The organism is Streptomyces sp. 8N114 (genome assembly GCF_052245835.1).
Lineage (GTDB): Bacteria > Actinomycetota > Actinomycetes > Streptomycetales > Streptomycetaceae > Streptomyces.
The window spans coordinates 24,595-46,282 of the sequence record NZ_JBQQBT010000029.1; the positions used below are offsets into that span (position 1 = coordinate 24,595).

At 71.5% G+C, this 21,688-nt stretch carries 21 protein-coding genes; 5 read left to right on the top strand and 16 right to left on the bottom strand.

Annotation, left to right across the window (positions count from 1 at the left end):
* Window positions 1-51: 51 nt before the first annotated feature.
* Complete coding sequence (locus ACTWQF_RS32810; protein WP_443283382.1) at window positions 52-1,728, bottom strand: MFS transporter; 1,677 nt, start codon at window positions 1,726-1,728, stop codon at window positions 52-54.
* Window positions 1,729-2,055: 327 nt separating this feature from the next.
* On the opposite strand from ACTWQF_RS32810, the gene ACTWQF_RS32815 reads away from it, so the two are divergent.
* Complete coding sequence (locus ACTWQF_RS32815) at window positions 2,056-3,219, top strand: glycosyltransferase family 39 protein (protein WP_443283383.1); 1,164 nt, start codon at window positions 2,056-2,058, stop codon at window positions 3,217-3,219.
* Between the two features lie 252 nt (window positions 3,220-3,471).
* The gene (locus tag ACTWQF_RS32820) at window positions 3,472-4,380 is read left to right on the top strand and encodes a phosphatase PAP2 family protein (protein ID WP_443283384.1); all 909 of its coding nucleotides are present in this window, start codon (window positions 3,472-3,474) and stop codon (window positions 4,378-4,380) included.
* Between the two features lie 49 nt (window positions 4,381-4,429).
* Here ACTWQF_RS32820 and ACTWQF_RS32825 read toward each other — a convergent pair whose 3' ends face one another.
* The 5 genes from ACTWQF_RS32825 to ACTWQF_RS32845 all read right to left on the bottom strand — a co-directional run bounded on the left by ACTWQF_RS32825 (window position 4,430) and on the right by ACTWQF_RS32845 (window position 9,235).
* On the bottom strand, window positions 4,430-4,645 hold the full coding sequence (locus ACTWQF_RS32825; protein WP_443283385.1) for an I78 family peptidase inhibitor: 216 nt from the start codon (window positions 4,643-4,645) through the stop codon (window positions 4,430-4,432).
* A gap of 267 nt (window positions 4,646-4,912) precedes the next feature.
* Window positions 4,913-5,899 carry a helix-turn-helix transcriptional regulator gene (locus ACTWQF_RS32830; RefSeq protein ID WP_443283386.1) on the bottom strand — a complete coding sequence of 329 codons (987 nt, stop codon included), beginning with the start codon at window positions 5,897-5,899 and terminating at the stop codon, window positions 4,913-4,915.
* Between the two features lie 186 nt (window positions 5,900-6,085).
* Window positions 6,086-7,060, bottom strand: coding sequence for a hypothetical protein (locus ACTWQF_RS32835; protein WP_443283387.1), 975 nt, complete (start codon window positions 7,058-7,060; stop codon window positions 6,086-6,088).
* The gene (locus ACTWQF_RS32840; RefSeq protein WP_443283388.1) at window positions 7,057-8,313 is read right to left on the bottom strand and encodes a glycosyltransferase family 4 protein; all 1,257 of its coding nucleotides are present in this window, start codon (window positions 8,311-8,313) and stop codon (window positions 7,057-7,059) included. Before ACTWQF_RS32840 ends, ACTWQF_RS32835 begins: the two co-directional genes overlap by 4 nt.
* A 274-nt stretch (window positions 8,314-8,587) precedes the next feature.
* Window positions 8,588-9,235 (bottom strand): transglycosylase family protein, encoded by a 648-nt coding sequence (locus ACTWQF_RS32845; protein ID WP_443283389.1) that lies wholly within the window; start codon window positions 9,233-9,235, stop codon window positions 8,588-8,590.
* A gap of 460 nt (window positions 9,236-9,695) precedes the next feature.
* On the opposite strand from ACTWQF_RS32845, the gene ACTWQF_RS32850 reads away from it, so the two are divergent.
* Together ACTWQF_RS32850 and ACTWQF_RS32855 are read left to right on the top strand one after the other, a co-directional pair.
* Complete coding sequence (locus tag ACTWQF_RS32850; RefSeq protein ID WP_443283427.1) at window positions 9,696-10,571, top strand: hypothetical protein; 876 nt, start codon at window positions 9,696-9,698, stop codon at window positions 10,569-10,571.
* Window positions 10,572-10,789: 218 nt separating this feature from the next.
* Window positions 10,790-11,083: a hypothetical protein gene (locus ACTWQF_RS32855; RefSeq protein WP_443283390.1), complete on the top strand. Its 294-nt coding sequence runs from the start codon at window positions 10,790-10,792 to the stop codon at window positions 11,081-11,083.
* Window positions 11,084-11,140: 57 nt separating this feature from the next.
* Here the strand turns inward: ACTWQF_RS32855 and der are convergent, their stop codons facing one another.
* The 5 genes from der to aroH all read right to left on the bottom strand — a co-directional run bounded on the left by der (window position 11,141) and on the right by aroH (window position 15,949).
* Window positions 11,141-12,619 carry a ribosome biogenesis GTPase Der gene (gene der, locus ACTWQF_RS32860; protein ID WP_443283391.1) on the bottom strand — a complete coding sequence of 493 codons (1,479 nt, stop codon included), beginning with the start codon at window positions 12,617-12,619 and terminating at the stop codon, window positions 11,141-11,143.
* Between the two features lie 77 nt (window positions 12,620-12,696).
* Window positions 12,697-13,353, bottom strand: coding sequence for a lysophospholipid acyltransferase family protein (locus ACTWQF_RS32865; RefSeq protein ID WP_443283392.1), 657 nt, complete (start codon window positions 13,351-13,353; stop codon window positions 12,697-12,699).
* Entirely contained in the window at window positions 13,350-14,093 is a 744-nt protein-coding gene (cmk, locus tag ACTWQF_RS32870; protein WP_443283393.1) for a (d)CMP kinase, read from the bottom strand. Before cmk ends, ACTWQF_RS32865 begins: the two co-directional genes overlap by 4 nt.
* A gap of 342 nt (window positions 14,094-14,435) precedes the next feature.
* Window positions 14,436-15,545 carry a prephenate dehydrogenase gene (locus ACTWQF_RS32875; RefSeq protein ID WP_443283394.1) on the bottom strand — a complete coding sequence of 370 codons (1,110 nt, stop codon included), beginning with the start codon at window positions 15,543-15,545 and terminating at the stop codon, window positions 14,436-14,438.
* A 32-nt stretch (window positions 15,546-15,577) separates the two neighbouring features.
* Window positions 15,578-15,949: a chorismate mutase gene (gene aroH, locus ACTWQF_RS32880; protein ID WP_443283395.1), complete on the bottom strand. Its 372-nt coding sequence runs from the start codon at window positions 15,947-15,949 to the stop codon at window positions 15,578-15,580.
* A 100-nt stretch (window positions 15,950-16,049) separates the two neighbouring features.
* Here aroH and ACTWQF_RS32885 point away from each other — a divergent pair, with 100 nt between their 5' ends.
* Entirely contained in the window at window positions 16,050-16,370 is a 321-nt protein-coding gene (locus tag ACTWQF_RS32885) for a DUF952 domain-containing protein (RefSeq protein WP_443283396.1), read from the top strand.
* A 57-nt stretch (window positions 16,371-16,427) separates the two neighbouring features.
* On the opposite strand, the gene ACTWQF_RS32890 is transcribed toward ACTWQF_RS32885, so the two are convergent.
* From ACTWQF_RS32890 to ACTWQF_RS32910, 5 genes are read right to left on the bottom strand one after another with little or no spacing between them, the layout of a single operon-like run.
* Window positions 16,428-17,606 (bottom strand): pseudouridine synthase, encoded by a 1,179-nt coding sequence (locus tag ACTWQF_RS32890; RefSeq protein ID WP_443283397.1) that lies wholly within the window; start codon window positions 17,604-17,606, stop codon window positions 16,428-16,430.
* On the bottom strand, window positions 17,606-18,331 hold the full coding sequence (gene scpB / locus ACTWQF_RS32895; RefSeq protein WP_443283398.1) for an SMC-Scp complex subunit ScpB: 726 nt from the start codon (window positions 18,329-18,331) through the stop codon (window positions 17,606-17,608). Before scpB ends, ACTWQF_RS32890 begins: the two co-directional genes overlap by 1 nt.
* The gene (locus ACTWQF_RS32900) at window positions 18,324-19,424 is read right to left on the bottom strand and encodes a segregation and condensation protein A (RefSeq protein ID WP_443283399.1); all 1,101 of its coding nucleotides are present in this window, start codon (window positions 19,422-19,424) and stop codon (window positions 18,324-18,326) included. The genes scpB and ACTWQF_RS32900 overlap by 8 nt, the downstream gene beginning before the upstream one ends.
* 25 nt (window positions 19,425-19,449) lie before the next feature.
* Window positions 19,450-20,163, bottom strand: coding sequence for a hypothetical protein (locus tag ACTWQF_RS32905; RefSeq protein ID WP_443283400.1), 714 nt, complete (start codon window positions 20,161-20,163; stop codon window positions 19,450-19,452).
* Entirely contained in the window at window positions 20,160-21,368 is a 1,209-nt protein-coding gene (locus tag ACTWQF_RS32910) for a ParA family protein (RefSeq protein ID WP_443283428.1), read from the bottom strand. The genes ACTWQF_RS32905 and ACTWQF_RS32910 overlap by 4 nt, the downstream gene beginning before the upstream one ends.
* Window positions 21,369-21,688: the final 320 nt, after the last annotated feature.

Here is a 21,688-nt window from a genome sequence, read left to right on the forward strand (position 1 = left end):
CTCACGCGGCGAAAACTCACGCGGAGCACGATCACGGCTACCGAGCTGACGCTACGGGTGGGTAACGCCCCGCGACAAGGGGTGCCCGGAGCGTCCCTGCTGGTCCTCCGGAGTGCTGTTCCGCTCCCCCGTACCGCTCTCCGCGGTGCTGCAGGTGCTGTCCATCCTGCGGGGCAGCCGCAGCGCCGCCAGCGCGCCGAACAGCAGCAGACAGGCACTGACCAGCAGCGTCACATGCAGCCCCGTGACGAACGAGGAGCGGGCCGCGGACCGCAGCGCCTCGCCGTGGGCGCCGCCGAGTTGTCCCGCCACCTCGTACGCCTCGCCCAGCGAGTGGCTGGCGTCCGCGCCGGTGCTACCGGGAAGGCCGAGGCGCTGCGCTGCGGCGCGTACGCCGGGGCCGTAGGCGGCGTTCATCACGCTGCCCAGCAGAGCGATGCCGATGCCGGCGCCGAGCTGGTAAGCGGTCTCACCGACGGCCGCCGCGCCGCCGGACTGGCCGGGCGGCGCCTCGCTCAGCATGGATTCGTAGCAGCCGAACAGGGTCGTCTCCAGGCCGAAACCCAGCAGCACGAAGCCGCCGATCAGCAGCCCTGGCCTGTCGTGCTGGCCCACACCGGTCAGACACAGCACGGCCAGCGCCGTGACAACGAAGCCGAGCGCGACCATGAGACGCGGCCCCAGCAGCGCCAGCAGCCGGGAGCCGAGAAGCCCGGCGGCGATGGCGGCGACGGACAGCGGCAGCAGCCGCAGCCCCGTCTCCAGCGGGGAGAGCCCGAGGACGAGCTGGAGGTACTGGGCCGCGATCAGCGCGAGCCCGACCAGCGCCAGCACGGTCAGCACGATGCAGCCGACGGAGGTGCCGAAGGCGGCGCGGGTGAGGGTGCCGAAGTCGATCAGCGGGTGGGGGCGCCGGTGCTGGCGGCGGACGAACAGCGTGATCAGTACGGCGCCGGTCAGCAGCGGCAGCCAGCACAGCGGGGTGAGCAGCTCGCCGCCGCCCGCTTGTTTGACGCCGAGTATCACCCCGAAGAGGCCGAAGGCGGCCATCATGGCGCCCAGCACGTCCCACGGGCCGTCGCTGCCCTTGGCGGACTCCGGCAGCAGCCACCGTCCCACCGGGAGGCTGGCGGCCATCAGCGGGATGTTGATCAGGAAGACCGAGCCCCACCAGAAGTGCTCCAGCAGCGCCCCGCCCACCAGCGGCCCGACGGCCGCGCCCACCGCGGCGACCGCGCTCCAGATGCCGACGGCCAGCGCTCGCTCGCGGCGGTCGGGGAAGACCTCCCGGAGTATCGAGAGCGTCGCCGGCATGATCATGGCGCCGCCGACCCCGAGCAGCCCCCGGGCGGCGATCAGCACGCCCGGAGTGTGCGCGTACGCGGCGGCGGCAGAGGCGGCGGCGAAGAGCGCATAGCCGAACAGCAGCACCCGGCGGGTGCCGATCCGGTCGCCGAGCGTGCCGAAGAGGATGAGCAGCGAGGCGCACACCAGCGGATAGGTGTCCACGATCCACAGCAGCTCGATCGAGCCGGGCCGCAGGTCCTCGGAGACGGCGGGCACGGCGACGTGCAGCACGGTGGCGTCGACGGCCACCAGGAGCAGGCTCGTGCACAGCACGACGAGCACGATCCACCGGTTCACGTCTCCGCCCGGCTGCCGCGCTCCCGCTCCGCTTTCGGGGACGTCCGCCGCCTTCCGCGATATGGCCGTGGTCGTCCCGGACATGTACGCACCTCCTGTTGCTCTCGCACCCGCGGGGCGGACCGTGGGGGTGGGGGACGGCTGCCCGGGTCGCGGCGACCTGTCCGCGCACGGCCCGGTCGGCGTCGACGTCCGGCCCCGATGAAGAGGGCGAGTGCCGGTCAGCGTACGCGAACCGGCGCGCGCGTCCATCGCTCCCCCATTCAACAGGTGGACCGTCGCCGGTGCATCTGCCCGAGGCACGGCCGTCCATGACCACGATTTTCCAGCCATTTCCCGGCTCCGGCCGCACCGGCGCCGGTTTCCCTCCCGCTGACCACCGCATCGGGCCGGTGGCCAATAATCGTCCGAATGACTGACCTCGCCGATCCCGGCAAGCCCCAGGCCCGGACCGCCACCGCGTATGTCCGTACGAAGGCATGGCGCCGGCCCGCCGCCGCGCTGCTGGCGTACGCGGGCGTGCGGGCGCTGGGCCTGGTCGTACTGGCGGTCTGGAGCACGGCGCGCGGCACGAGTGCGCACACGCTGCTCACGGCCCGCTGGGATGCCCTGTGGTACGTCCGGGTCGCCGACGGCTGGTACGGCTACCGGATACGGCTGCCGGACGGCGGGGTCCACTCGGACCTGGCGTTCTTCCCGCTGCTGCCGGCGCTGGAGCGAGGGCTGGCCGAGCTCTCGCCGCTGAGCGCTCCGGACGCCGGGATGACGGTGAGCTGGCTCTCCTCGCTGGCGGCGGCCTGGGCGCTGTATCTGACCGGTGCGCGGCTGCACGGGCACCGCGCGGGGCTCTGTCTGGCGGTGCTGTGGGCGGCGGTGCCGGTCGGTGTGGTGCAGTCGATGGCCTACAGCGAGTCACTGTTCACGGCACTGGCCGCATGGGCGCTGTGGTCGGTGCTGACCGGCCGTTGGGTGTGGGCCGGGACACTGGCGGCGCTGGCGGGGCTGACCCGGCCGGTAGGGGCCGCGGTGGTAGCCGCCGTGTGGATCGCGGCGCTGCTGGAACTGCGGCGGGAGCGACGGGGGCCCGGGGCACGGATGGCGCTGGGACTGCTGCTGGCACCGGCAGGTTGGTTCGGGTACGTCGTGTGGGTGGGATTCCGCACAGGAAGTGTCACTGGATATCTGGACATTCAGGGTCAGTGGGGCAACGGCTTCGACGGCGGCTGGGCGTTCGCCGGGTTCATCTGGAAGAACCTGACGGGCACCGTCGTCGGCGGCCTCGGGCTGCTCGCGGGCGTCGCGCTGGTGATCTGGCTGTACGTGCTGTGCGTACGGCAGCGGCAGCCCGCCGCGTTGCTGGTGTACGCGGGCGTGGTGGTGGTTCTCGCGCTGTGCGCCAAGGGGTACTTCGGCTCGAAGCCGCGGCTGCTGCTGCCCGCCTTCCCGCTGCTGCTCCCCGCTGCGGCCGGGCTGGCGCGCTGGAGTACGGCACGTGCGGCTGCGGCGCTGTGCGCACTGTCGGCGGCGTCGGCCTGCTACGGCGCGTGGTGGCTCAACGGCACGGGCCCGCCGTGAGATCCGGGCCCTGCGGGCGTGAGCGCGTGCGCCGCGAAAACCGGGCGCCCTGACGGGGAATGGAGAAAATTCCCGTCAACCCACCTGTGACCGAAGTCGCTTCGGCGTCCCGTCCGGACAATCAATCGGCCCCGGAATCATGGGAGATAAACAGAACCTAAGCCCGCGCGGGACGCTTTTGCACATCACATCGCCATCACGAAGGGGCCGTCATCGCCGAAGTGACTCTTCACGCCCGGTAATCTCGATTAGGTGCGTACCGACCGAATCTTCTCCCGGCTGGAGCAGGAGCCTCATCGCCCTCGCGGACCCTTCCCGCGGATGAGCCCTGTCCGGCTGGGCCTGTTCAGCGCCACGGTCGCCTTCTATCTGGCGATCGTGGTCGCCGTGCTGGGCACAACGTGGCTGGTGCAGCTCGACTGGCAGGTCATGCTCTTCCGCCCGTACAAGCAGTGGCCCGCCATCCACGGCTTCCTTGACGCCTTCGTGGTGCTGGGCCAGCGCGGACCCACGGCGGTGCTGGTCGCGGCCTGGCTGGGCTGGCGCTCCTGGCGGCAGCGCACACTGCGGCCGCTGCTGGCGCTGGGGTTCGCGCTGCTGCTGCTCAACGTGTCGGTGGGCGCCGTCAAGATCGGCCTCGGCCGCCTCGGGCCGCACTACGCGACCGAGATCGGCTCGGCCGAACTGTGGGCAGGCGGCGATATATTCCCTTCCGGGCACACCGCCAACGCCGTGGTGACCTGGGGCATCCTCGCCTATCTGGCCACCACTCCGCGGGCCCGCCGGTGGCTGTCGGTCGTCGCCGCCGTCTTCGCGCTCGGTGTGGGCGCGACCACCGTCTATCTCGGTACGCACTGGGTGAGCGACGTACTCCTGGGCTGGGCCGCCGGGCTGCTGATCCTGCTGGGGCTCCCGTGGTGCGAGCCGGCGCTCGCCCGGGTCGAGGCGCTCGTCTTCGCGCTGCGTGAACGGTTCAGCACGGCAGGCTCCTCGCTGGCACCCCGGCCCGGTCCGGTCGCCCCGCCCGCCGCACAGCCGGTGCACGCGCGGCAGCCGCTGGTCGGGGCGCGGGTGCCGGCGCAGGACTCCGGGGGCGGGGCACGCACGGCTCTGCCGCGTACGGCCGACGAGGCGCGGGCCCCGGCCTCCTCGCGCTACTGACGGGCGGATACTGACGGGCGCTGCTGCCGAGCGCCGCTGACGGCGGCCGTCAGCCGGGCCAGCAGCGCACCACCTGACCGTCCTTGACCGCCAGGTTCAGCCGTCCTGTGACGTACTCCATGGTGATGATCGCGTCCGGCTCCAGTTGACGCACACTGGTCCAGCCGCGCTCCCGGGCACGTCGTTCGGCCTCCTGAGCGGCGAGGCCCACATAGCTTTCCGGGTCGTCGTCGGGGGGTTGCGGTACTGCGGATTCCGGTGCCATGGGGCCACCGTATGCGGACGGCCACAACAGCCGGAAGTGCCGCCTTCGCTGCGGCGGCGTCACGCTTGCGTCACAACGCTCGGTGCACGGTCCCCGTTGCCCGCTTCACTCGTACGTGGCTTCCGAGTACCCACCCAGCACACAATTCGACGAATTCCGCATTCCGCTTCCGGCGCCGCAATTACCGGTGTTGACGACTGTCTTATGAATTCCGGAACTGCGCGGGAAGAGCAACTGAAATCTGGCGGAAGAGTTCCCCAGGACTGTTTACAGCCCCTCCCGCCTCCGGTCCGCCGGGGGCAGCGAGCGGGACAGCCGGTCCCGCAGCAGGCCGATGTACTCCGTCAGCTCTGCCGGCTCGCGTACCTCGAAGTCGAAGCCGAGCATGAGCACATGGATCAGCACTGCCTCCATCGAGTAACCGCCCGTACGCAGCAGACAGCTGTGGTCGTCCACCGCCTCCAGCGTCCCGGCCGACATCGAAATCCGCTCGGCCGCCTGCTCCATGGGCGCGTGCAGCAACACCGTGGCCCGCGCCGGATAGACGCGGGTGGACACGCCCTCGGACACCCACGCCGCCAAGTCCTCGGCCGGGGGTGTACGGGGCTCGAAGCGGGGACCGTGTGGCGGGGTGAGCGTGATGCGGTCCGCCCGGAAAGTACGCCAGTCGGCCCGGTCCACGTCCCAGCCGACCAGGTACCAGCGGCGGTGGGTCGTCACCAGCCGGTGCGGCTCCACGACGCGGCGGGAGGGGGCACCGTCGTGTTTCTCGTACTGGAAACGCAGCCGTTCATGGTCGCGGCAGGCGTGGGCGAGCTCGGCCAGGGTGCCGGCGTCGACGGCGGGCCCGCGGTGGCCGCCCACCATCGGAACGGTGAACTCGCTGAGCGCACCCACCCTGCGGCGCAGCCGGTGCGGAAGGACCTGCTCGAGTTTGACGAGGGCTCGCGCCGAGGCGTCGCTGATGCCCTCGACGCCGCCACCGGCCGCCCCGCGCAGCCCCACGGCGACGGCGACCGCCTCCTCGTCGTCCAGCAGCAGCGGCGGCAGCTGGGCCCCGGCGCCGAGTTGGTAGCCGCCTGCCGTGCCGCTGGTGGAGTGGACGGGATAGCCCAGCTCGCGCAGCCGGTCGACGTCCCGTCGGACGGTGCGGGGGCTGACGCCGAGCCGCTGGGCGAGGTCGTTGCCCGACCAGTCGCGGTGGGTCTGCAGCAGTGAGAGCAGCCGTAGCAGGCGTGCGGAGGTCTCCAGCATGAGCTGGAGTCTTTCACTGCGCCTGACGAGGGGGTGTCCCTTCCTGCCCGTTGCAGACTGCGGCAGCGTCGTGGCTTGTCGCGCAGTTCCCCGCGCCCCTTACGGGGCGCGTCTCCCCTGCGAAGCTTGGGCAGTCTGCGCCAGGGGCGCAGGGTGGGCAAGCGCAGCCCTCCTTGCCGGGCAGCACTAGTGCATGCGGTCCACGCGTACGGCCAAGTCGTTGTTGAGGGTGTAGTAGGGCTTCGCGTTGGCGGGCACCGCACTGTGTTCGGGATGGGGGTCAACGGCGTGTGCGGGGTAGGTGAAGATCCGTTTCTTGTCGGGGATGTCGTCCAGGATGCGGGCGATCCGCACCGCCTCCGCCCCCTCCGCGGGACGCAGCCACAGGTCCCACAGCCGGTTTCCGGCCAGCAGCGGGTACGGCAGTACGGCGGTGAACCCCCGCTGGTCGGGGCCCTCCGGGGCCGCTTCCACGACGACCGGCGCGCTCTCGCCGCGCCGGGGCCACGCCTCCACCCGCGCGGTGTCCGACACTTCGGCTCCGTACAGCCGGCCGTTCAGCGCCAGTACGCCGTCGCTCACCCGCAGCACGCCCGCCTCGGCGTGCGGCCAGCGCGCCCAGGCGCGGACGCTGAGGTTGCCGTGCTTGGTGGCGTACGGGATGCGGACGCCCAGCCAGCTGCGGCTCTCGTGCGGGACGCGGTCGACCAGCGAGCGCAGGTCGTTGACGCCGGGCGCCAGCCTTCGGGGGGCGCGCCCGGCGCGTACGAGGAAGGCGTTCCAGCGGCCCTCGGTCAGCCGCACGGTGCTGGGCAGTGCGGCGCGCAGCGTGCCGGGTTCCGCCTCCTGCACGGGGACCAGTGGCAGCCGGACCTCTTCGGTCTCGCCCGAGGGGTCCGGACGGCGGCGCAGCAGCAACCCCGCGTCCCCGTCCTGTGCTTCGGCTGCCGGAAGTCTCAGGTCGAAGGTGAGGCCCCCTGCGCTGTCGGCGGTGCAGTCGGCTGCCGGGCCACGCTGGGCGGGCTTCGGGCGCACGGGCTCTCCGGTGTCTCCAGCGGTTCGGGGGCGCTTCTCGTCCTCCGCGGTGGGGAGTGAGGCGAGCGGACTGTCCGCGGCATCACCGGCTTGGGGGGTGACGGTATCGGTGGTGCTTCCGCTCATGCTGTACCTCCTCCTGGGAGCGCTCCCGGCTGCCCGATGCCGATGAGGGCGTCCTTGACGGCGTAGGCCCCGCTCAGCAGCGAGCCACGGGTGCGGTGCAGTCCGCGGCTGCCCTTGCCGACGAGGTCGCGCAGTATCGACTCGTAGCGGGCCCCGACGTGGGCCGGGTCGAAGCGCGCGGAGTCGGCGAGCGCTGCCCGGCCCATTCGGCGGCGCAGTTCGTCGTCGTTGATCAGGCCGAGGAGCGCTCCGGCGACGGCGTCCTCGTCTCCCATGGGGACGAGCCTGCCGTCGACGCCGGGGCGCACTATCTCGGCGGGCCCGTGCGGGCAGTCCGTGGCGACGACGGGCAGACCGCAGCGCATGGCCTCGACGATGGTCATGCCGAACGACTCCAGGCTGGAGGTCACGGCGGCTATCGAGCCCTTGGCCCACTCGGGCTCGATGGGATGGGTGGGGCCCATCAGTAAGACGTGGTTGTAGAGGCCGAGTTCGTCGATGAGAGCGCGCAGCCCCGGCCGCTCCCGCCCTCCCCCGTAGATCCGCAGCCCCCAGTCGGGCCGCTCGGCCACCACCTTGGCGAAGGCCCGTACCAGCAGGTCGTACCGTTTCGCCGGGGCCAGCCGGCCCGCCGCGACGACCCATTTGCTGTTGCCGTCGGCCGGGGTGACGCCGGGCTCCGGCACGCTGTTGGGCACGGCGTCTATCCGCACGCCGGGCAGCCGCAGCAGTCGGCGGTAGTCGGCGGCGTCGGCCTCGGTGACGGTGGTCAGCCCGTCAAGCTGGGGATAGGCCCTGCGCAGCACGAGCTTGAGGCGGCGGGAGTGGAGCGCGAGGGTGAGGTGCTCCTGGCCCAGCCGTGCGGGTCCGCGTCTGGTCTGGCGTGCGATGTGGGTGTTGAGTCCCGGCCGGGTGCCGATGACGACGTCCGCCTCGGTGCTGCCCAGGTGTTCCCCGATGAGGCGGTCGGTCAGCCCGCTGTACATCGGGTACTTGCCGTCGGCCTCGGGGAAGACCCGGGCGGGCAGCGCGTGTTCGGCGCCCAGATCCGCTGGCGAGCGCACCCCGCGGGTGTCCACGAGGTGACGGAGTCTCACCCCCGGCCCCGGATCGAAGACGGGACGTTCCCTGGTCCGGAAGACCGAGACCACCTCGACGTCGTGGTGTTCGGCCAGGCTGCGGGCCAGGTTGTAGGTAGTACGGACGGTTCCCCCGATGGCGTACCCGTTGTGGAGCAAAAATGAAATGTGCATTTTACCCGAGTCCCCACGCATCCTCGCGGTCAGTCCCCCTCTGTCCGCCTGTCACCGAGCTAGACCGTTAAGTACCGGGGAGGGTTGGACACATTGAGCACGTTGTTTCAGAAGAGTTCTGAATGGTTTTACTTTTGTGATCCCGTGTTGGGAACTTTTTCGATGCGTGAACCGTTCGGGGAGCCGACGCGCACAGGCGACGGCCCCGCCAGGCAATGGTGCTTGCCTGACGGGGCCGCTCGGCCTGTGGAGCCGTGTGCGAGCCGTGCCGAGCTCAGACCTTGAGCTTCTGGCCGGCGAGGATCACGTCGGGGTCACCCCCGATGACGTCCTTGTTGGTGCTGTAGACGTCCTTCCAGTTCTTCTCGTGCGCTGCCGCGATCGAGCCGAGGGTGTCACCGCTCTTGACGGTGTAGTTGCCGGAGCCCTCGCGCACGGAGCCGCGGTTGGGGTGCGAGGCAGGACGGTCGTCCGACCCGGACCCGGACTGCGGTGCGGACTGCTGCCCGGCGCCCTGTCCGGCGCCCTGTCCGGACTGCGCCGACCCGGTGGCCGGCTGGGACGTCTGCGGCGGGGTGCCGGAAGCCCCGGCCTTCACCGAGCAGTTGGGCCAGGCACCCCAGCCCTGGGCCTGCTGCACCTTGGTGGCAACAGCGATCTGCTGCCCCTTGCTGGCCTTGTCGGCGGTGGGCGCGTAGGCACCTCCGCCGTATGCCCGCCAGGTGCTGGACGAGAACTGGAGACCGCCGTAGTAGCCGTTGCCGGTGTTGGTCTGCCAGTTCCCTCCGCTCTCGCACTGCGCGATGCGGTCCCACACTCCGTCGTTCGACGCCGCCGAGGCCGTCGGAGCCGTGGCGGCGAGCAGGGCGAGCGGGGCGGCGAGACCGGCACCCGTGAGCACTGCTGTACGACGCTTGGACAAATCAAACCCTCTCCACGAACCCGGGAATCCCCGTTGTCTCCCCCTGCGTGAGCAAGTGCTGGTCGGCGCATCGGACGCCCGCGCTCGGCTCCGCCTGTCCCGGGTGGTGCTCGTTGCACCGCCGTGGAATGTAGAGAGCGCCTCGCCCGAGTTTCAACCAGAAGCATGTCTTTGCAGGCCATGCGCCGGTTACCGGGTATAACATCGGTTTTAGGACACCCCCCAAACACCTGTATTCCGGGCAGTAGTTGACAGCCCGGCCCCTCTCCTGTGAGTCACTTCACCGGTCGAACTCTCTTGTCGCTGCCAGATATTGACGGGGGGTGAACTGTTCCCCCGCTTGTGTGACCGGTTGCGTACGAACCGGGGACGCGCGCAGGCGCATACGCGTGACCGTGACCACAGATCGCCCGTTGTCCAGGCGAACAGGAACCCAAAGCCAGGAGCTCCCGTGCCCCCCATGCTCGATGTCAGCGACGCCGTACGCGCCGAGATCGGCGAAGCAGAAGCCGACAGGCTGCTCGCCGGAGAGAACGCCCCAGGAGACTACGACTGCACCTCGTGCCGCACCCGGGGCAACACCGCCCGGGAGCGCACCAGCACCGTTCTGTTCGTCGGCGAGGAGACCGCCGTCCTCGCCTTCGCGCACGCGGCCTGCATCCCCTCCCAGGTCGTGACCGTCGCCGAGGACCAGCTCAAGGGCGCCGTACGCTCCCTCACCAACGAGACGGCTCCGCCCACCGGACACACCGGGCCACCGCCCGCGCCTGCCACCCCCGCTCCCGCCGCCCCCGCCCCCTCGCCCGCCGTGCCTTCCCCGGCGGCTCCCTCCCGCGCGGGGACGCCCGAAACCGGGCCGCGGCAGGCAGTGTTGGGGGTCACCTGCGGGCAGGTCCTCATCGACGACTCCCCGCACCCCGCCATCGTCGTCGAGCCCACGGGGCCCATCGCGCGCCCCGGGTCGGAGGGGCCAGGCGACGACTTCCTCCCCCTGCTGATCGAGCAGGGCTTCATGCCCGTCACCGATGTCGCCCGGCGGCCCGTACCGGTGATCGGCTGGTCGGTGCTGGTGGCCATGGGGCAGCTGCACGCCATCTTCCAGCCGCCTGCCTCACCCGGCGGACAGCCGGTCGCCTGGTGGCAGGCGCACCAGCCGCTCGCCGTCACCGAGGGCTGGCGCACGGCGGCGGCCAAGAGCCACACCGTGGTCGTCTACGCGGCACCCGCGGGCTCCATCGGCCCGCAGCCCCGCGAGGACCTGATGCGCGAGGCACTGGAGAAGGCGGCGGCAAGCAGCGTCCTGGTCGCCGGCACCATGCCGCTGACGGGCACATGAGCCGCCCGCAGCGGCCGGGCACGAACCGCCCCCGACCGCAGGGGGCGACCGGGGGCGAGAGTGTGCACCGGCAGAGCACGTACGAACAGGGACAACCCGTGCGATCAGGTCATTCGTCGCACGGGCCCGCATCCGGGGCGCCGCACGGTCGTTGGGCAGACGTGCAGCAATACGAGCCTCTCCGAGCCCACCACTCCCACCTCGCCCACGGGCGTGCCGTGAGCGCGTCCAGCGCCCCGGCGGTCCCCCGGATGCGGACGCCGCACAGCTCGTCCCCGGAAGGGTCCACGCCGATCTACGACTCGCTGTACGCGGAGTACCGCAGACTCTTCCGAGCGCTGCCCGGCGACCGTACGGGCGAGGAGGAGCTGCGCTTCGAGGGGTTCGGCACGGTGCACGGCACGGGGACGGGAACCTGGGGCGACCAGGAGCAGTCGGCCGCCACCTGGCACAGCCCCGCCTGGCACCTGCCGGCACTGCCCCCGGCCCCCCGCCACGGCCACCACCACTGAGCCGGCCCGGCGGGGGCAGGGGCCGCCCGACGCCCCGGCCGGGCGGCCATGACCGGGCTACTTCTTGCGGCCGCGCTTCTCGCGGACCCGCACCGAGATCTGCACCGGCGTCCCCTCGAAGCCGAACTCCTCGCGCAGCCGCCGTTCCACGAAGCGCCGGTAGCCAGCCTCCAGGAAGCCGGAGGCGAACAGCACGAACCTCGGCGGCCTGGTGCCCGCCTGGGTGCCGAAGAGGATGCGGGGCTGCTTACCGCCGCGCACCGGGTGCGGGTGCGAGGCGACGATCTCGCCGAGGAAGGCGTTCAGCTTGCCCGTCGGAACCCGTGTCTCCCAGCTCTCCAGCGCCGTCTCGATCGCCGGGACCAGCTTGTCCATATGCCGCCCGGTGCGCGCCGAGACGTTGACCCGCGGCGCCCAGCGCACCTGGACGAGCTCCTGCTCGATCTCGCGCTCCAGGTAGTAGCGGCGCTCCTCGTCCAGGGTGTCCCACTTGTTGTACGCCAGCACCACGGCCCGGCCCGAGTCGACGGCCATGGTGATGATGCGCAGGTCCTGCACGCTGATCGACTCGCTGACGTCGATCAGTACGACCGCGACCTCGGCCTTCTCCAGCGCCGCCGCGGTACGCAGCGAGGCGTAGTAGTCGGCGCCCTCGGTCATGTGGACCCGCCGCCTGATGCCCGCGGTGTCGACGAACTTCCAGGTCTTGCCGCCGAGTTCGATCAGCTCGTCCACCGGGTCGCGGGTGGTGCCGGCCTGCTCGTTGACGACGACGCGCTCCTCGCCCGCCACCTTGTTCAGCATCGAGGACTTGCCGACGTTGGGGCGGCCGATGAGGGCGATTCGGCGTGGCCCGCCCAGCGGGGTGCCGTCGAAGGTCTGCCGGGGCGCGTCCGGCAGCACCTTGAGCACCTCGTCCAGCATGTCCCCCGTACCGCGCCCGTGCAGCGCCGAGACGGGGTACGGCTCGCCCAGCCCCAGCGACCACAGATAGGCGGCGTCCGCCTCGCCCGAGGGGCCGTCGACCTTGTTGGCGCACAGCACCACGGGCTTGCCCGCGCGGCGCAGCAGTTTGACGACGGCCTCGTCGGTATCGGTGGCGCCCACCATGGCGTCCACCACGAACACCACGGCGTCGGCGGCCTCGACGGCGAACTCGGCCTGCGCCGCGACAGAGGCGTCGATACCCAGGACGTCCTGCTCCCAGCCGCCGGTGTCGACGACCTTGAAGCGGCGGCCCGCCCACTCTGCCTCGTAGGTGACCCGGTCCCGGGTGACGCCCGGACGGTCCTCCACCACGGCCTCACGGCGGCCGATGATCCGGTTCACCAGCGTCGACTTGCCGACGTTGGGACGGCCGACGACGGCGAGGACCGGCAGCGGCCCATGCCCCGCCTCGCCGAGCGCGCCCTCGACCTCCTCCGGGTCGAAGCCCTCCTCGGCGGCGAGCTCCATGAACTCGGCGAACTCGGCGTCACCCAGCTCGCCGTGGACGTGCTCGGTGCCGTCGTCGGCGGGGTGCATCTGGTCGTTCATGACGTCTCGTCCTCGTCGTTCAGCGGGTCTGTTCAGCTGCTGCCGGTGCCGCGGCTGCTGTGCGGGTGGTACGCGGGTCAGCGGCCGGTGAACCGCCTGGCGTCGGTCAGGTGCCCGGCGAGCCGCTCCTGGAGCCGTACGGTGGCCTCGTCCAGCGCCGTTCTGGTCCGGCGCCCGGAGCCGTCCCCCACGGTGAACGGGTCGCCGAAGACCACATCGACCCGGCTGCGCAGCGGTGGCAGCGCCCGTATCACCCGGCCCGGACGGTCCGTGCTCCCGAGCACCGCGACCGGGACGACGGGCGCGCCGGAGCGCAGCGCGAAGTAGGCCAGCCCGCCGCGCAGCGCCGCGAAGTCGCCCTCGCCCCGGGTGCCCTCCGGGAAGATGCCCAGCACACCGCCCTGCTCCAGCACGGCCAGCGCGCTGGTGACGGCGGTACGGTCGGCGGCGCTGCGGTCGACCTTGAGCTGGCCGATGCCGCGCAGGAACGGGTCGAGCGGGCCGATGAACGCCTCCTTCTTGATCAGGAAGTGCACCGGCCGGGGTGCCGTGCCCATCAGCATGGGTCCGTCGATATTGTGCGCGTGGTTGACCGCCAGGATCACCGGCCCCGTCGGCGGCACCCGCCAGGCGCCCAGCACCCGGGGCCGCCACAGGGAGTACATCAGCCCGATGCCGATCCGGCGGCCGACTGCGGCGCCCCGCTCACTGGCAGCGGCGTCGGTTCCGGTCACCTGGCTGCCTTCTCCATGTTCGCTGCGTTCTCCGCGGTTCCCGCCTTGTCCGCCGCTGCCTTGTCGACCAGGGTGACGACGCACTCGACGACCTGCTCCAGAGTCAGCTCGGTGGTGTCCACCTCGACCGCGTCGTCGGCCTTCTTCAGCGGGGAGGCCTTGCGGCTGGAGTCCGCCTTGTCCCGTGCGGCCAGCGCCTGCTGGGTGGCGGCCAGGTCGCTGACGGGCTTGCCGTCGGTGGCCTTCAGCTCCCCGTTGCGCCGGGCGGCCCGGGCCTCGGGCGAGGCGGTGAGGAAAACCTTCAGGTCGGCGTCGGGCAGCACGGTGGTGCCGATGTCACGGCCTTCGACGACGATGCCGCCGCGCGCCTCGGCCGCGATGGTCCGCTGCAGGTCGGTGATCCGCTCCCGGACCTCCGGCACCGCGCTGACCGCGCTGACCGCCGCGGTGACCTCCTGGGTACGGATCGGGCCCGAGGCGTCCACGCCGTCGGCGGAGATCGCCGGGGCCAGCGGGTCGGTGCCGGAGACGATGCTGGGCTTGCCCGCGGCCGCCGCGATCGCGTCCGGGTCGGCCACGTCGACGCCGTTGTTCAGCATCCACCAGGTGATCGCCCGGTACTGCGCGCCGGTGTCGAGGTAGCTCAGCCCCAGCTGGGCCGCGACGGCCTTGGAGGTGCTTGACTTGCCCGTGCCGGAGGGGCCGTCGATGGCGACAATCACTGCCGGGGTTGCAGACACGGTTGTGGGCACCTTTCGTGGGGCTGAGGCTCTCGGCGCGCGGCGGCGCACGGGGACGGACGGGACGGGCCGGGTCCCCGCACAAGGCTACCGGCTGCCACGGTCGTGTCAGGCCCCGCGTTCCGGGGCGGGGCCCTCCCTCCAGCGTGCCGCGCGTGTGCCGACCAGGGGGTGCCCCTGGCCGACGCTTTCGGGGTGCGGGTGCGTTGTGGCTGGTCGCGCGGTTCCCCGCGCCCCTGACGGGGCGCGTCCCCCTGCGAAGCTTGGGCAGTCTGCGCCAGGGGCGCAGGGTGGGCAAGCGCAGCCCCCATGCCGGGTACGCAAGATCCACGGACCGCCCGGTTACTGCCGCAGCGACCAGCCGCGTTCCCGCAGCACCTGCTCCAGCACCGGTACGGCGCCCGGCTCCACCATGAGCTGCATATACCCGGCCTGCTGCCCGGTCGCGTGCTCGATCCGGACGTCCTCGATGTTGACGCCCACGGAGCCCGCGTCGGCGAAGATCCGGGCCAGCTGGCCCGGACGGTCGCTGATCAGCACCGTCACCGTCTCGTAGACGGCCGGTGCCTGGCCGTGCTTGCCCGGGACCCGGGCCCGCCCCGCGTTGCCGCGGCGCAGCAGCGCCTCGACGCCCGCGGCGCCGTCGGCCCGCTTGGCCTCGTCCGCCGAGTCCAGCTCGCGCAGCGCCCGCACCGCCGTCTCCAGATCGCCGGCCACCTCCGCGAGGATGTCGGCGACCGGCCCCGGGTTGGCGGACAGGATGTCCACCCACATTCCCGGGTCGGAGCCCGCGATCCGGGTCACGTCCCGGATGCCCTGGCCGCACAGCCGTACGTCCGTCTCGGCGGCCTCCTCCAGCCGCGCTGCCACCAGGGTGGAGAGCAGCTGCGGGGTGTGCGAGACGAGCGCCACGGCCCGGTCGTGCGCGTCCGCGTCCATCACCACCGGCACGGCCCCGCACAGCGCGATCAGCTCCAGCGCGAGGTTGAGCACCTCCGTGTCGGTGCCCTTGGTGGTGTCGGTGCCCTGCGTGGGGGTGAGCACCCAGGGCCGTCCCTCGAACAGGTCGGCCGTCGCGGCGAGCGGGCCCGACTGCTCACGGCCCGACATCGGGTGACTGCCCAGGTACGTCGTCAGATCGCCGCCCCGCTCGATCAGCTCCCGGCGCGGGCCGCCCTTGACGCTGCCCACGTCGATGACCCCGCGCGCCAGTCCCCGGCGCTGCACGTCGGCCACGGCCGCCGCCAGGTGTGCGGGCGGTACGGCCACGATCGCCAGGTCCACGGGCGAGCCCGGCGCGGGCTCCCCCTCCGTACCGGCGCCCAGCGCGGCGGCCGTACGGACCCGCTCCGGGTCACGGTCGCTGAGGTGCACCTTCACTCCCCGCGCGGAGAGGGCCAGCGCGGCCGAGGTGCCGATGAGTCCCGTGCCGAGCACGAGGGCGGTGCGCATGGCTGAGCGACGTCCTTACTTGGCTGCTGCGCCTACTGGGCGATGTCCTTGCGGAGCGCTGCGGCTGCGCCCAGATAGACGTGGTTGATGCCGGACCTGGGCAGCTCGGTCTCCGTGTGAGCCAGGATACGGACCACCCGGGGCATCGCACCCGCGACCTCGAGCTCCTGCGCACAGATGAGGGGCACGTCCACGATGCCCAGCTTGCGGGCCGCGGCGGCCGGGAAGTCGCTGTGCAGGTCCGGGGTGGCCGTGAACCAGATGCTGATCAGGTCCTCGGTGGAGAGGTTGTTGCGCTCCAGCACCGTGGTCAGCAGCCGGCCGACCCGCTCGTTCATGTGCTCCGCGTCGTCCCGGTCCAGCTGTACCGCGCCGCGCACCGCACGCACTGCTCGTTCCGCCACCGCCGCTCCTCACCGTTGCCCGTGTCCGGCGGGTCAGGGTAGGTACGGGCACGCGCGGATGTCCGGGCCGACCGCCCAGTGAGACGGTACAAGTGAAGACATGCTCTTCCACGTGGTCCCGCTCGACGACTGGTTGCTCGCCCCGGACCGCCCGTACGCGCCGCGCGCGCTGGCCGAGGACGGGTTCATTCCGTGTACGGCCGACGAGGGGCTGGCGCTTGCCGTCGCCGACTCGCATTTCCGGGATGCCGTCGGTCCTGTGATGGCCCTCATGATCGACGAGCGTCGGCTGGACGCTCGCGTCTGCTGGGAGCCCGCGCCGCGGATCCATGGGCGGGTCAACCGGTCTGCTGTGGCCGGGATGCTGGAGGTTCGCCGCGATGCCGAGGGGCGGGCGCTCGAGCTCGCCCTGTGGTCCTGAGCGCCCGCCGGGCCCACCGTTGCTGGGGGTCCCGGGCTACCGGCACCGGGTCGGGCCCTACAGACCGACCTCCTTCATCAGCATGCCGACCTCCGTGTTGGTGAGGCGGCGCAGCCAGCCGGACTTCTGGTCGCCCAGTGCGATGGGCCCGAACCGGGTACGGACCAGCTTCTCCACGGGGAACCCCGCCTCAGCGAGCATGCGCCGCACGATGTGCTTGCGGCCCTCGTGCAGCGAGACCTCAACGAGGTAGTTCTTGCCGGTGTTCTCGACGACCTTGAAGTGGTCGGCCCGCGCATAGCCGTCGTCCAGCCGGATACCGGCTTTCAGCTGCTTGCCGAGGTCCCGGGGCAGCGGCCCCTGAATGGCGGCGAGATAGGTCTTGGTGACGCCGTAGCGGGGGTGAGTGAGGCGATGGGCCAGCTCACCGTGGTTGGTGAGCAGGATGAGCCCCTCGGTCTCGGTGTCCAGACGGCCCACGTGGAAGAGCCGGGTCTCCCGGTTCTGGACATAGTCGCCCAGGCACTGGCGACCGTCGGGATCCTCCATGGAGGCGACGACTCCGGCGGGCTTGTTGAGGGCGAAAAAGATGTACGACTGGGTCGCGATGGTCAGTCCGTCGACCTTGATCTCGTCCTTCTCGGGGTCGACGCGCAGCCCCTGCTCGCGGACGATCTCGCCGTTGACCTCGACCCTGGCCTGCTCGACCAGTTCCTCGCAGGCGCGCCGTGAGCCCATGCCCGCGCGGGCCAGCACCTTCTGGAGGCGCTCGCCCTCCTGCTCGCCGAAGGTCTTGGGCAGCTTGACGGGGGGCTTGCTGTGCCGGGCCCGGTTGCGCTCCTCGATCTTCGCCTCGTACTCGCGGGGGCGCGCGGGCGCCGAGGCTTTGCGGTCACGGGCCTTGGGGGCGCCGCTCTTGGTGACGTCCTTGCGGACGTTGCTCTTGGCGCCGCCGGGCTTGCCGCCGCCCGCCTTGGGACCGCCGGGCTTGCCGCCGCCAGGCTGGCCGCCGCCGGGCTTGGTGCCGCCCTGGGTGTAGCGGCGCTCCTCGGGACGGAGCGGCCGGGCGTCGGAGGACTGCTGCCGCCCTCGCTGCCCGCCCTGGCCCCGCTGGCCTCGGGGGGCGCCCTGGCCACGCTGGCCGCCTTGCCCGCGCTGGCCCCCCTGGCCGGCTCGGCCCGCGCCGCCCTGCTTGCCGCCTCGGTTTCCGCCGGTGTTCCTGCCGCTGCTTCGCATCAATGTTCCGTCTGGGAGTCGGGGGAAGGATCGTCTACGTCGAACGACGGCATACCTTCCTGGGTCTCCCCCTCAACGGCCTCCGCTTCCGGAAGGAAGGGCGCCAGCTCCGGAAGCTCGTCCAGGCCGCGCAGGCCCATCCGCTCCAGAAAGTAATGCGTCGTCCTGTAAAGGATCGCACCTGTTTCGGGTTCCGTGCCCGCCTCCGCCACCAGACCCCGCTGCAGCAGGGTGCGCATCACGCCGTCGCAGTTCACACCGCGTACGGCCGAGACCCGTGAGCGGCTGACCGGCTGCCGGTAGGCGACGACGGCGAGGGTCTCCAGCGCCGCCTGGGTCAGCCGGGCCTGCTGCCCGTCCAGTACGAAGCGCTCGACCGCGTCCGCGTAATCACCGTGCGTGTAGAAACGCCAACCCCCTGCGACCAGTCGCAGCTCGAAGCCGCGGCCCTGGGTGGTGTATTCGTCGGCCAGTTCACGCAGCGCGTCGGAGACCTCGCGGGGGCGCCGCTCCAGCACCTTGGCCAGGTGCTCGGGGGTGGCGGGCTCGTCGACGACCATCAGGACGGCCTCCAGCGCGGGCTTCAGCGGCAGCTGGGCGACCTCGGAGGCTCCGGCGGGGTCCGGGGCCGCCTGATCCGTCCCGGCGGCCTGGTCCGTCTCGGCGGCGGCTTCCTGCACCTCGTAGCTCTCGGGTGCCTCGTCGGGCCTGGTGATCTCAGTCATCGTTGCGCTCCCCTGGCTCCTGGTCGAACTCGTCGGTCACCAGCGGTTCGGTGTCCGCCGTGCCGTGCCACCTGACGAGGAGCGCGCCCAGCGCCTCGTCCTGCTCCAGCGCGACGGCCCGCTCGCGGTAGAGCTCCAGCAGCGCGAGGAAGCGGGCGACGACCGTGAGGGTGTCGGGCGCGTCCTCGGTGAGCTCCTGGAAGCTGGCCTCGCCCCGCTCCCGCAGCCGCGCCACGACCACTTCGGCCTGTTCGCGGACGCTGACCAGCGGGGCGTGGATGTGCTCGACGTAGACCTGCGGCTTGGGCTTGGGCCGCATCGCCTTGACGGCCAGCTTGGCGAAGCCCTCCGGACCCACGCTGAGCGCCACTTCGGGCAGCAGCTCGGCGTGCTGCTCCTCCAGGCCGACGGTACGGGGGAAGCGCCGGGCCTCCTCCTCCAGCCGGGCCGCGAAGATGCCCGCGATCTCCTTGTAAGCGCGGTACTGGAGCAGCCGCGCGAAGAGCAGGTCCCGGGCCTCCAGCAGCGCCAGGTCCGCCTCGTCCTCCACCTCGGCCTGCGGCAGCAGCCGCGCGGCCTTCAGGTCGAGCAGCGTGGCGGCGACGACGAGGAACTCGGTGGTCTGGTCGAGGTCCCACTCCGGGCCCATGGCACGGATATGGGCCATGAACTCGTCGGTGACCTTGGAGAGCGCGACTTCGGTGACGTCCAGCTTGTGCTTGGAGATCAGCTGAAGCAACAGGTCGAAGGGGCCCTCGAAGTTGTCGAGGACGACCCGGAAACGGCCGTCGTCGGCCTCCTGCCCGGCCTCTTCGCCACCCTCTTGCCCGCCGTTCTGCTCGGGTTCTGCCTCGGCCTCGGCCTCGGCCAGCTTGTCCGGGCGCTCGTCCGGTGGGTCCTCGAAGGGCACGTCCGGCACCGGTTGCGGCTCGGCAACAGGCTGCTCCGGCACCGACGCGACCGGCGGGGGTGGCACCGGGGCCTGTTCCGCCTCCGGTACGGACGCCGGCTCCGACTCGTACGCCGTTCCGGGCCCCCGCCCCAGCGGTCGGCGGGAGCCCCGGCTGCGGAGTGCGTCGTCAGGAGTGGGCATCGCAGGCAGCGTACTGGCAAGCAGGTCAGCGCCCGCGCAACCGCCGAACGAGAATGCTCGCGTCTCCCCGCGATTCGAGATCGGCCAGCACCACGGCCACGGCCTCGCGCACGATCCGCCCGCGGTCGACGGCGAGTCCGTGCTCACCGCGCAGCACCAGCCGGGCGTGTTCGAGGTCCATCAGTTCCTCGGCCGAGACATAGACCGTGATCTTCTCGTCGTGCCGTTCACGCCCGCTGGGACGGCGGGCCGCCCGGCCGCGGCGGGACGGCGAAGCGGCAGCGGACGCTGACGCTGACGCGGAGGACGTCGCGGCCGAAGAGCCGGTCGCCTGACGGCCCTTGGCGGTGCTGCCGCGCCGGCCGGTCCGCTCGGCCGGTGCAGGAACCGCCTGTTGGGGTGGCGCGGGGGTGCGCTGCTCGTCCGCATTGGCTCCGGCACGCGTCCCGCGGGCCGTACGACGGCTGCCGTTGACCGCCTCGCTGCCGAACTCGCCGGGCTCGGCAGCGGCCGTCTGTTCGGCGGTGTCGGCCTGCGGGTCGGGTTCGGAGGCGGGCGCGGGCACCTTGGGTCCGGGGGACGGCGAGGCGCCCGGCGCCGGGCCCGCCGCGGGCTGGGCCGACGGCGGCTCCCCGTTCGCCTGGCCGACCTGTGCGGACGGCTCCTGCTGCGGTGCCGAGGGCTGTACGGCGGTACCACCGGTCGTACGGAACAATTCGTCGGCTGCCGGGAGACTCACTCGGCGTGGCACCGGGCGAGCACCTCCCTGGCGAGCTGGCGATAGGCGGCGGCACCTACGGAGTTGGAGGCGTACGTCGTGATCGGCTCGCCCGCGACGGTGGTCTCGGGGAAGCGGACGGTGCGTCCGATGACGGTGTGGTAGACGTTGTCGTCGAACGCCTCCACGACGCGGGCGAGCACTTCACGGCTGTGCACCGTCCGCGAGTCGTACATCGTCGCCAGGATGCCGTCGAGCTCCAGCTGCGGGTTGAGCCGTTCCTGGACCTTCTCGATCGTCTCGGTCAGCAGCGCGACGCCGCGCAGCGCGAAGAACTCGCACTCCAGCGGAACGATCACCTTGTGCGCCGCGGTGAGCGCGTTGACGGTGAGCAGTCCGAGGGAGGGCTGGCAGTCGATGACGATGAAGTCGTAGTCGTTGAGCAGCGGGCCCAGCGCGCGCTGAAGTGTCGACTCGCGGGCCACCTCGCTGACGAGCTGCACCTCGGCTGCCGACAGATCGATATTGCTGGGCAGCAGATCCATCCCGGCCACCGCGGTCTTCAGCAGCACCTCGTCGGGTGCCAGTCCGCGCTCCATGAGGAGGTTGTAGACCGTCAGGTCCAGCTCCATCGGGTTGACGCCGAGGCCGACCGAGAGGGCGCCCTGCGGGTCGAAGTCGACAAGCAGTACGCGCCGTCCGTACTCCGCGAGCGCTGCGCCCAGGTTGATGGTCGAGGTCGTCTTGCCGACCCCGCCCTTCTGGTTGCACATCGCGATGATCTTGGCCGGGCCGTGCTCGTTCACCGGCCCTGGAATCGGGAAGTACGGCAGCGGGCGCCCGGTCGGGCCGATCCGCTCACGGCGCTGGCGCGCGGCGTCGGGCGCGAGCGTGGCCGCGTACTCCGGATCGGGTTCGTACTCCGCGTCCGGGTCGTAGAAGCGACCCTCTGGCAGTTCGCCGTAGTTGGGGTCGTATTGCGGGTCACTGTAGTCGGCGAAACGCTCGGCGGACTGACCGTTCGTAGCGTCGCCGGCCGTGGCGTTCACGTGTTGGCCGTCCGTGCTCTGGTTGGCTGTCATGGTGGGCGTCGGGTTCTGGTGGGCTGCGAAGGTGCGGACAGCGACGGAGCCGACACCCTCGGGTCCTGTGGGACCTGAGGACCCCTGGCCTCGTACAGGCGCTCCTGGTTGACCACCCCCGGGAGAAAATGTCGACTCGTTCACAAGTCGTCGTACCTCCTTGGTGACCAGGAAATTTCTCAACAGGTCAGCGTGACACCATGCCGACGGTTGGCGACTCTATGGCGTGTCGGCGGTCCGCAGCAACACAATCCGCCTCAGACGGCCCGATGTGTCGGTATGCGGGCCCCCTGATGTCAAGAGGCTCCCGAGTGACGTCCGGGTAGTTTCCCGGGTGGACAAAAAGGTTGGACAGTTACGTTAAGGGCAAGTTGGGCCGCCGTCCCGCGGACACGACGACGTCACCGTCCGGACCTTCCCTCCAAGGTCCGGACGGTGACGTGAGGTTGCTGACGTTGACGCCG

What these genes read in the sequence shown, in the direction of transcription:
- ACTWQF_RS32900 (WP_443283399.1), bottom strand. Translation starts at nt 19,424, where the DNA reads ATGCCCACTCCTGACGACGCACTCCGCAGCCGGGGCTCCCGCCGACCG.
- ACTWQF_RS32890 (WP_443283397.1), bottom strand. Translation starts at nt 17,606, where the DNA reads ATGCGAAGCAGCGGCAGGAACACCGGCGGAAACCGAGGCGGCAAGCAG.
- der (WP_443283391.1), bottom strand. Translation starts at nt 12,619, where the DNA reads ATGAACGACCAGATGCACCCCGCCGACGACGGCACCGAGCACGTCCAC.
- ACTWQF_RS32825 (WP_443283385.1), bottom strand. Translation starts at nt 4,645, where the DNA reads ATGGCACCGGAATCCGCAGTACCGCAACCCCCCGACGACGACCCGGAA.
- ACTWQF_RS32875 (WP_443283394.1), bottom strand. Translation starts at nt 15,545, where the DNA reads ATGCGCACCGCCCTCGTGCTCGGCACGGGACTCATCGGCACCTCGGCC.
- ACTWQF_RS32840 (WP_443283388.1), bottom strand. Translation starts at nt 8,313, where the DNA reads ATGCACATTTCATTTTTGCTCCACAACGGGTACGCCATCGGGGGAACC.
- ACTWQF_RS32885 (WP_443283396.1), top strand. Translation starts at nt 16,050, where the DNA reads ATGCTCTTCCACGTGGTCCCGCTCGACGACTGGTTGCTCGCCCCGGAC.
- ACTWQF_RS32815 (WP_443283383.1), top strand. Translation starts at nt 2,056, where the DNA reads ATGACTGACCTCGCCGATCCCGGCAAGCCCCAGGCCCGGACCGCCACC.
- ACTWQF_RS32850 (WP_443283427.1), top strand. Translation starts at nt 9,696, where the DNA reads ATGCTCGATGTCAGCGACGCCGTACGCGCCGAGATCGGCGAAGCAGAA.
- ACTWQF_RS32835 (WP_443283387.1), bottom strand. Translation starts at nt 7,060, where the DNA reads ATGAGCGGAAGCACCACCGATACCGTCACCCCCCAAGCCGGTGATGCC.
- ACTWQF_RS32810 (WP_443283382.1), bottom strand. Translation starts at nt 1,728, where the DNA reads ATGTCCGGGACGACCACGGCCATATCGCGGAAGGCGGCGGACGTCCCC.
- scpB (WP_443283398.1), bottom strand. Translation starts at nt 18,331, where the DNA reads ATGACTGAGATCACCAGGCCCGACGAGGCACCCGAGAGCTACGAGGTG.
- ACTWQF_RS32830 (WP_443283386.1), bottom strand. Translation starts at nt 5,899, where the DNA reads ATGCTGGAGACCTCCGCACGCCTGCTACGGCTGCTCTCACTGCTGCAG.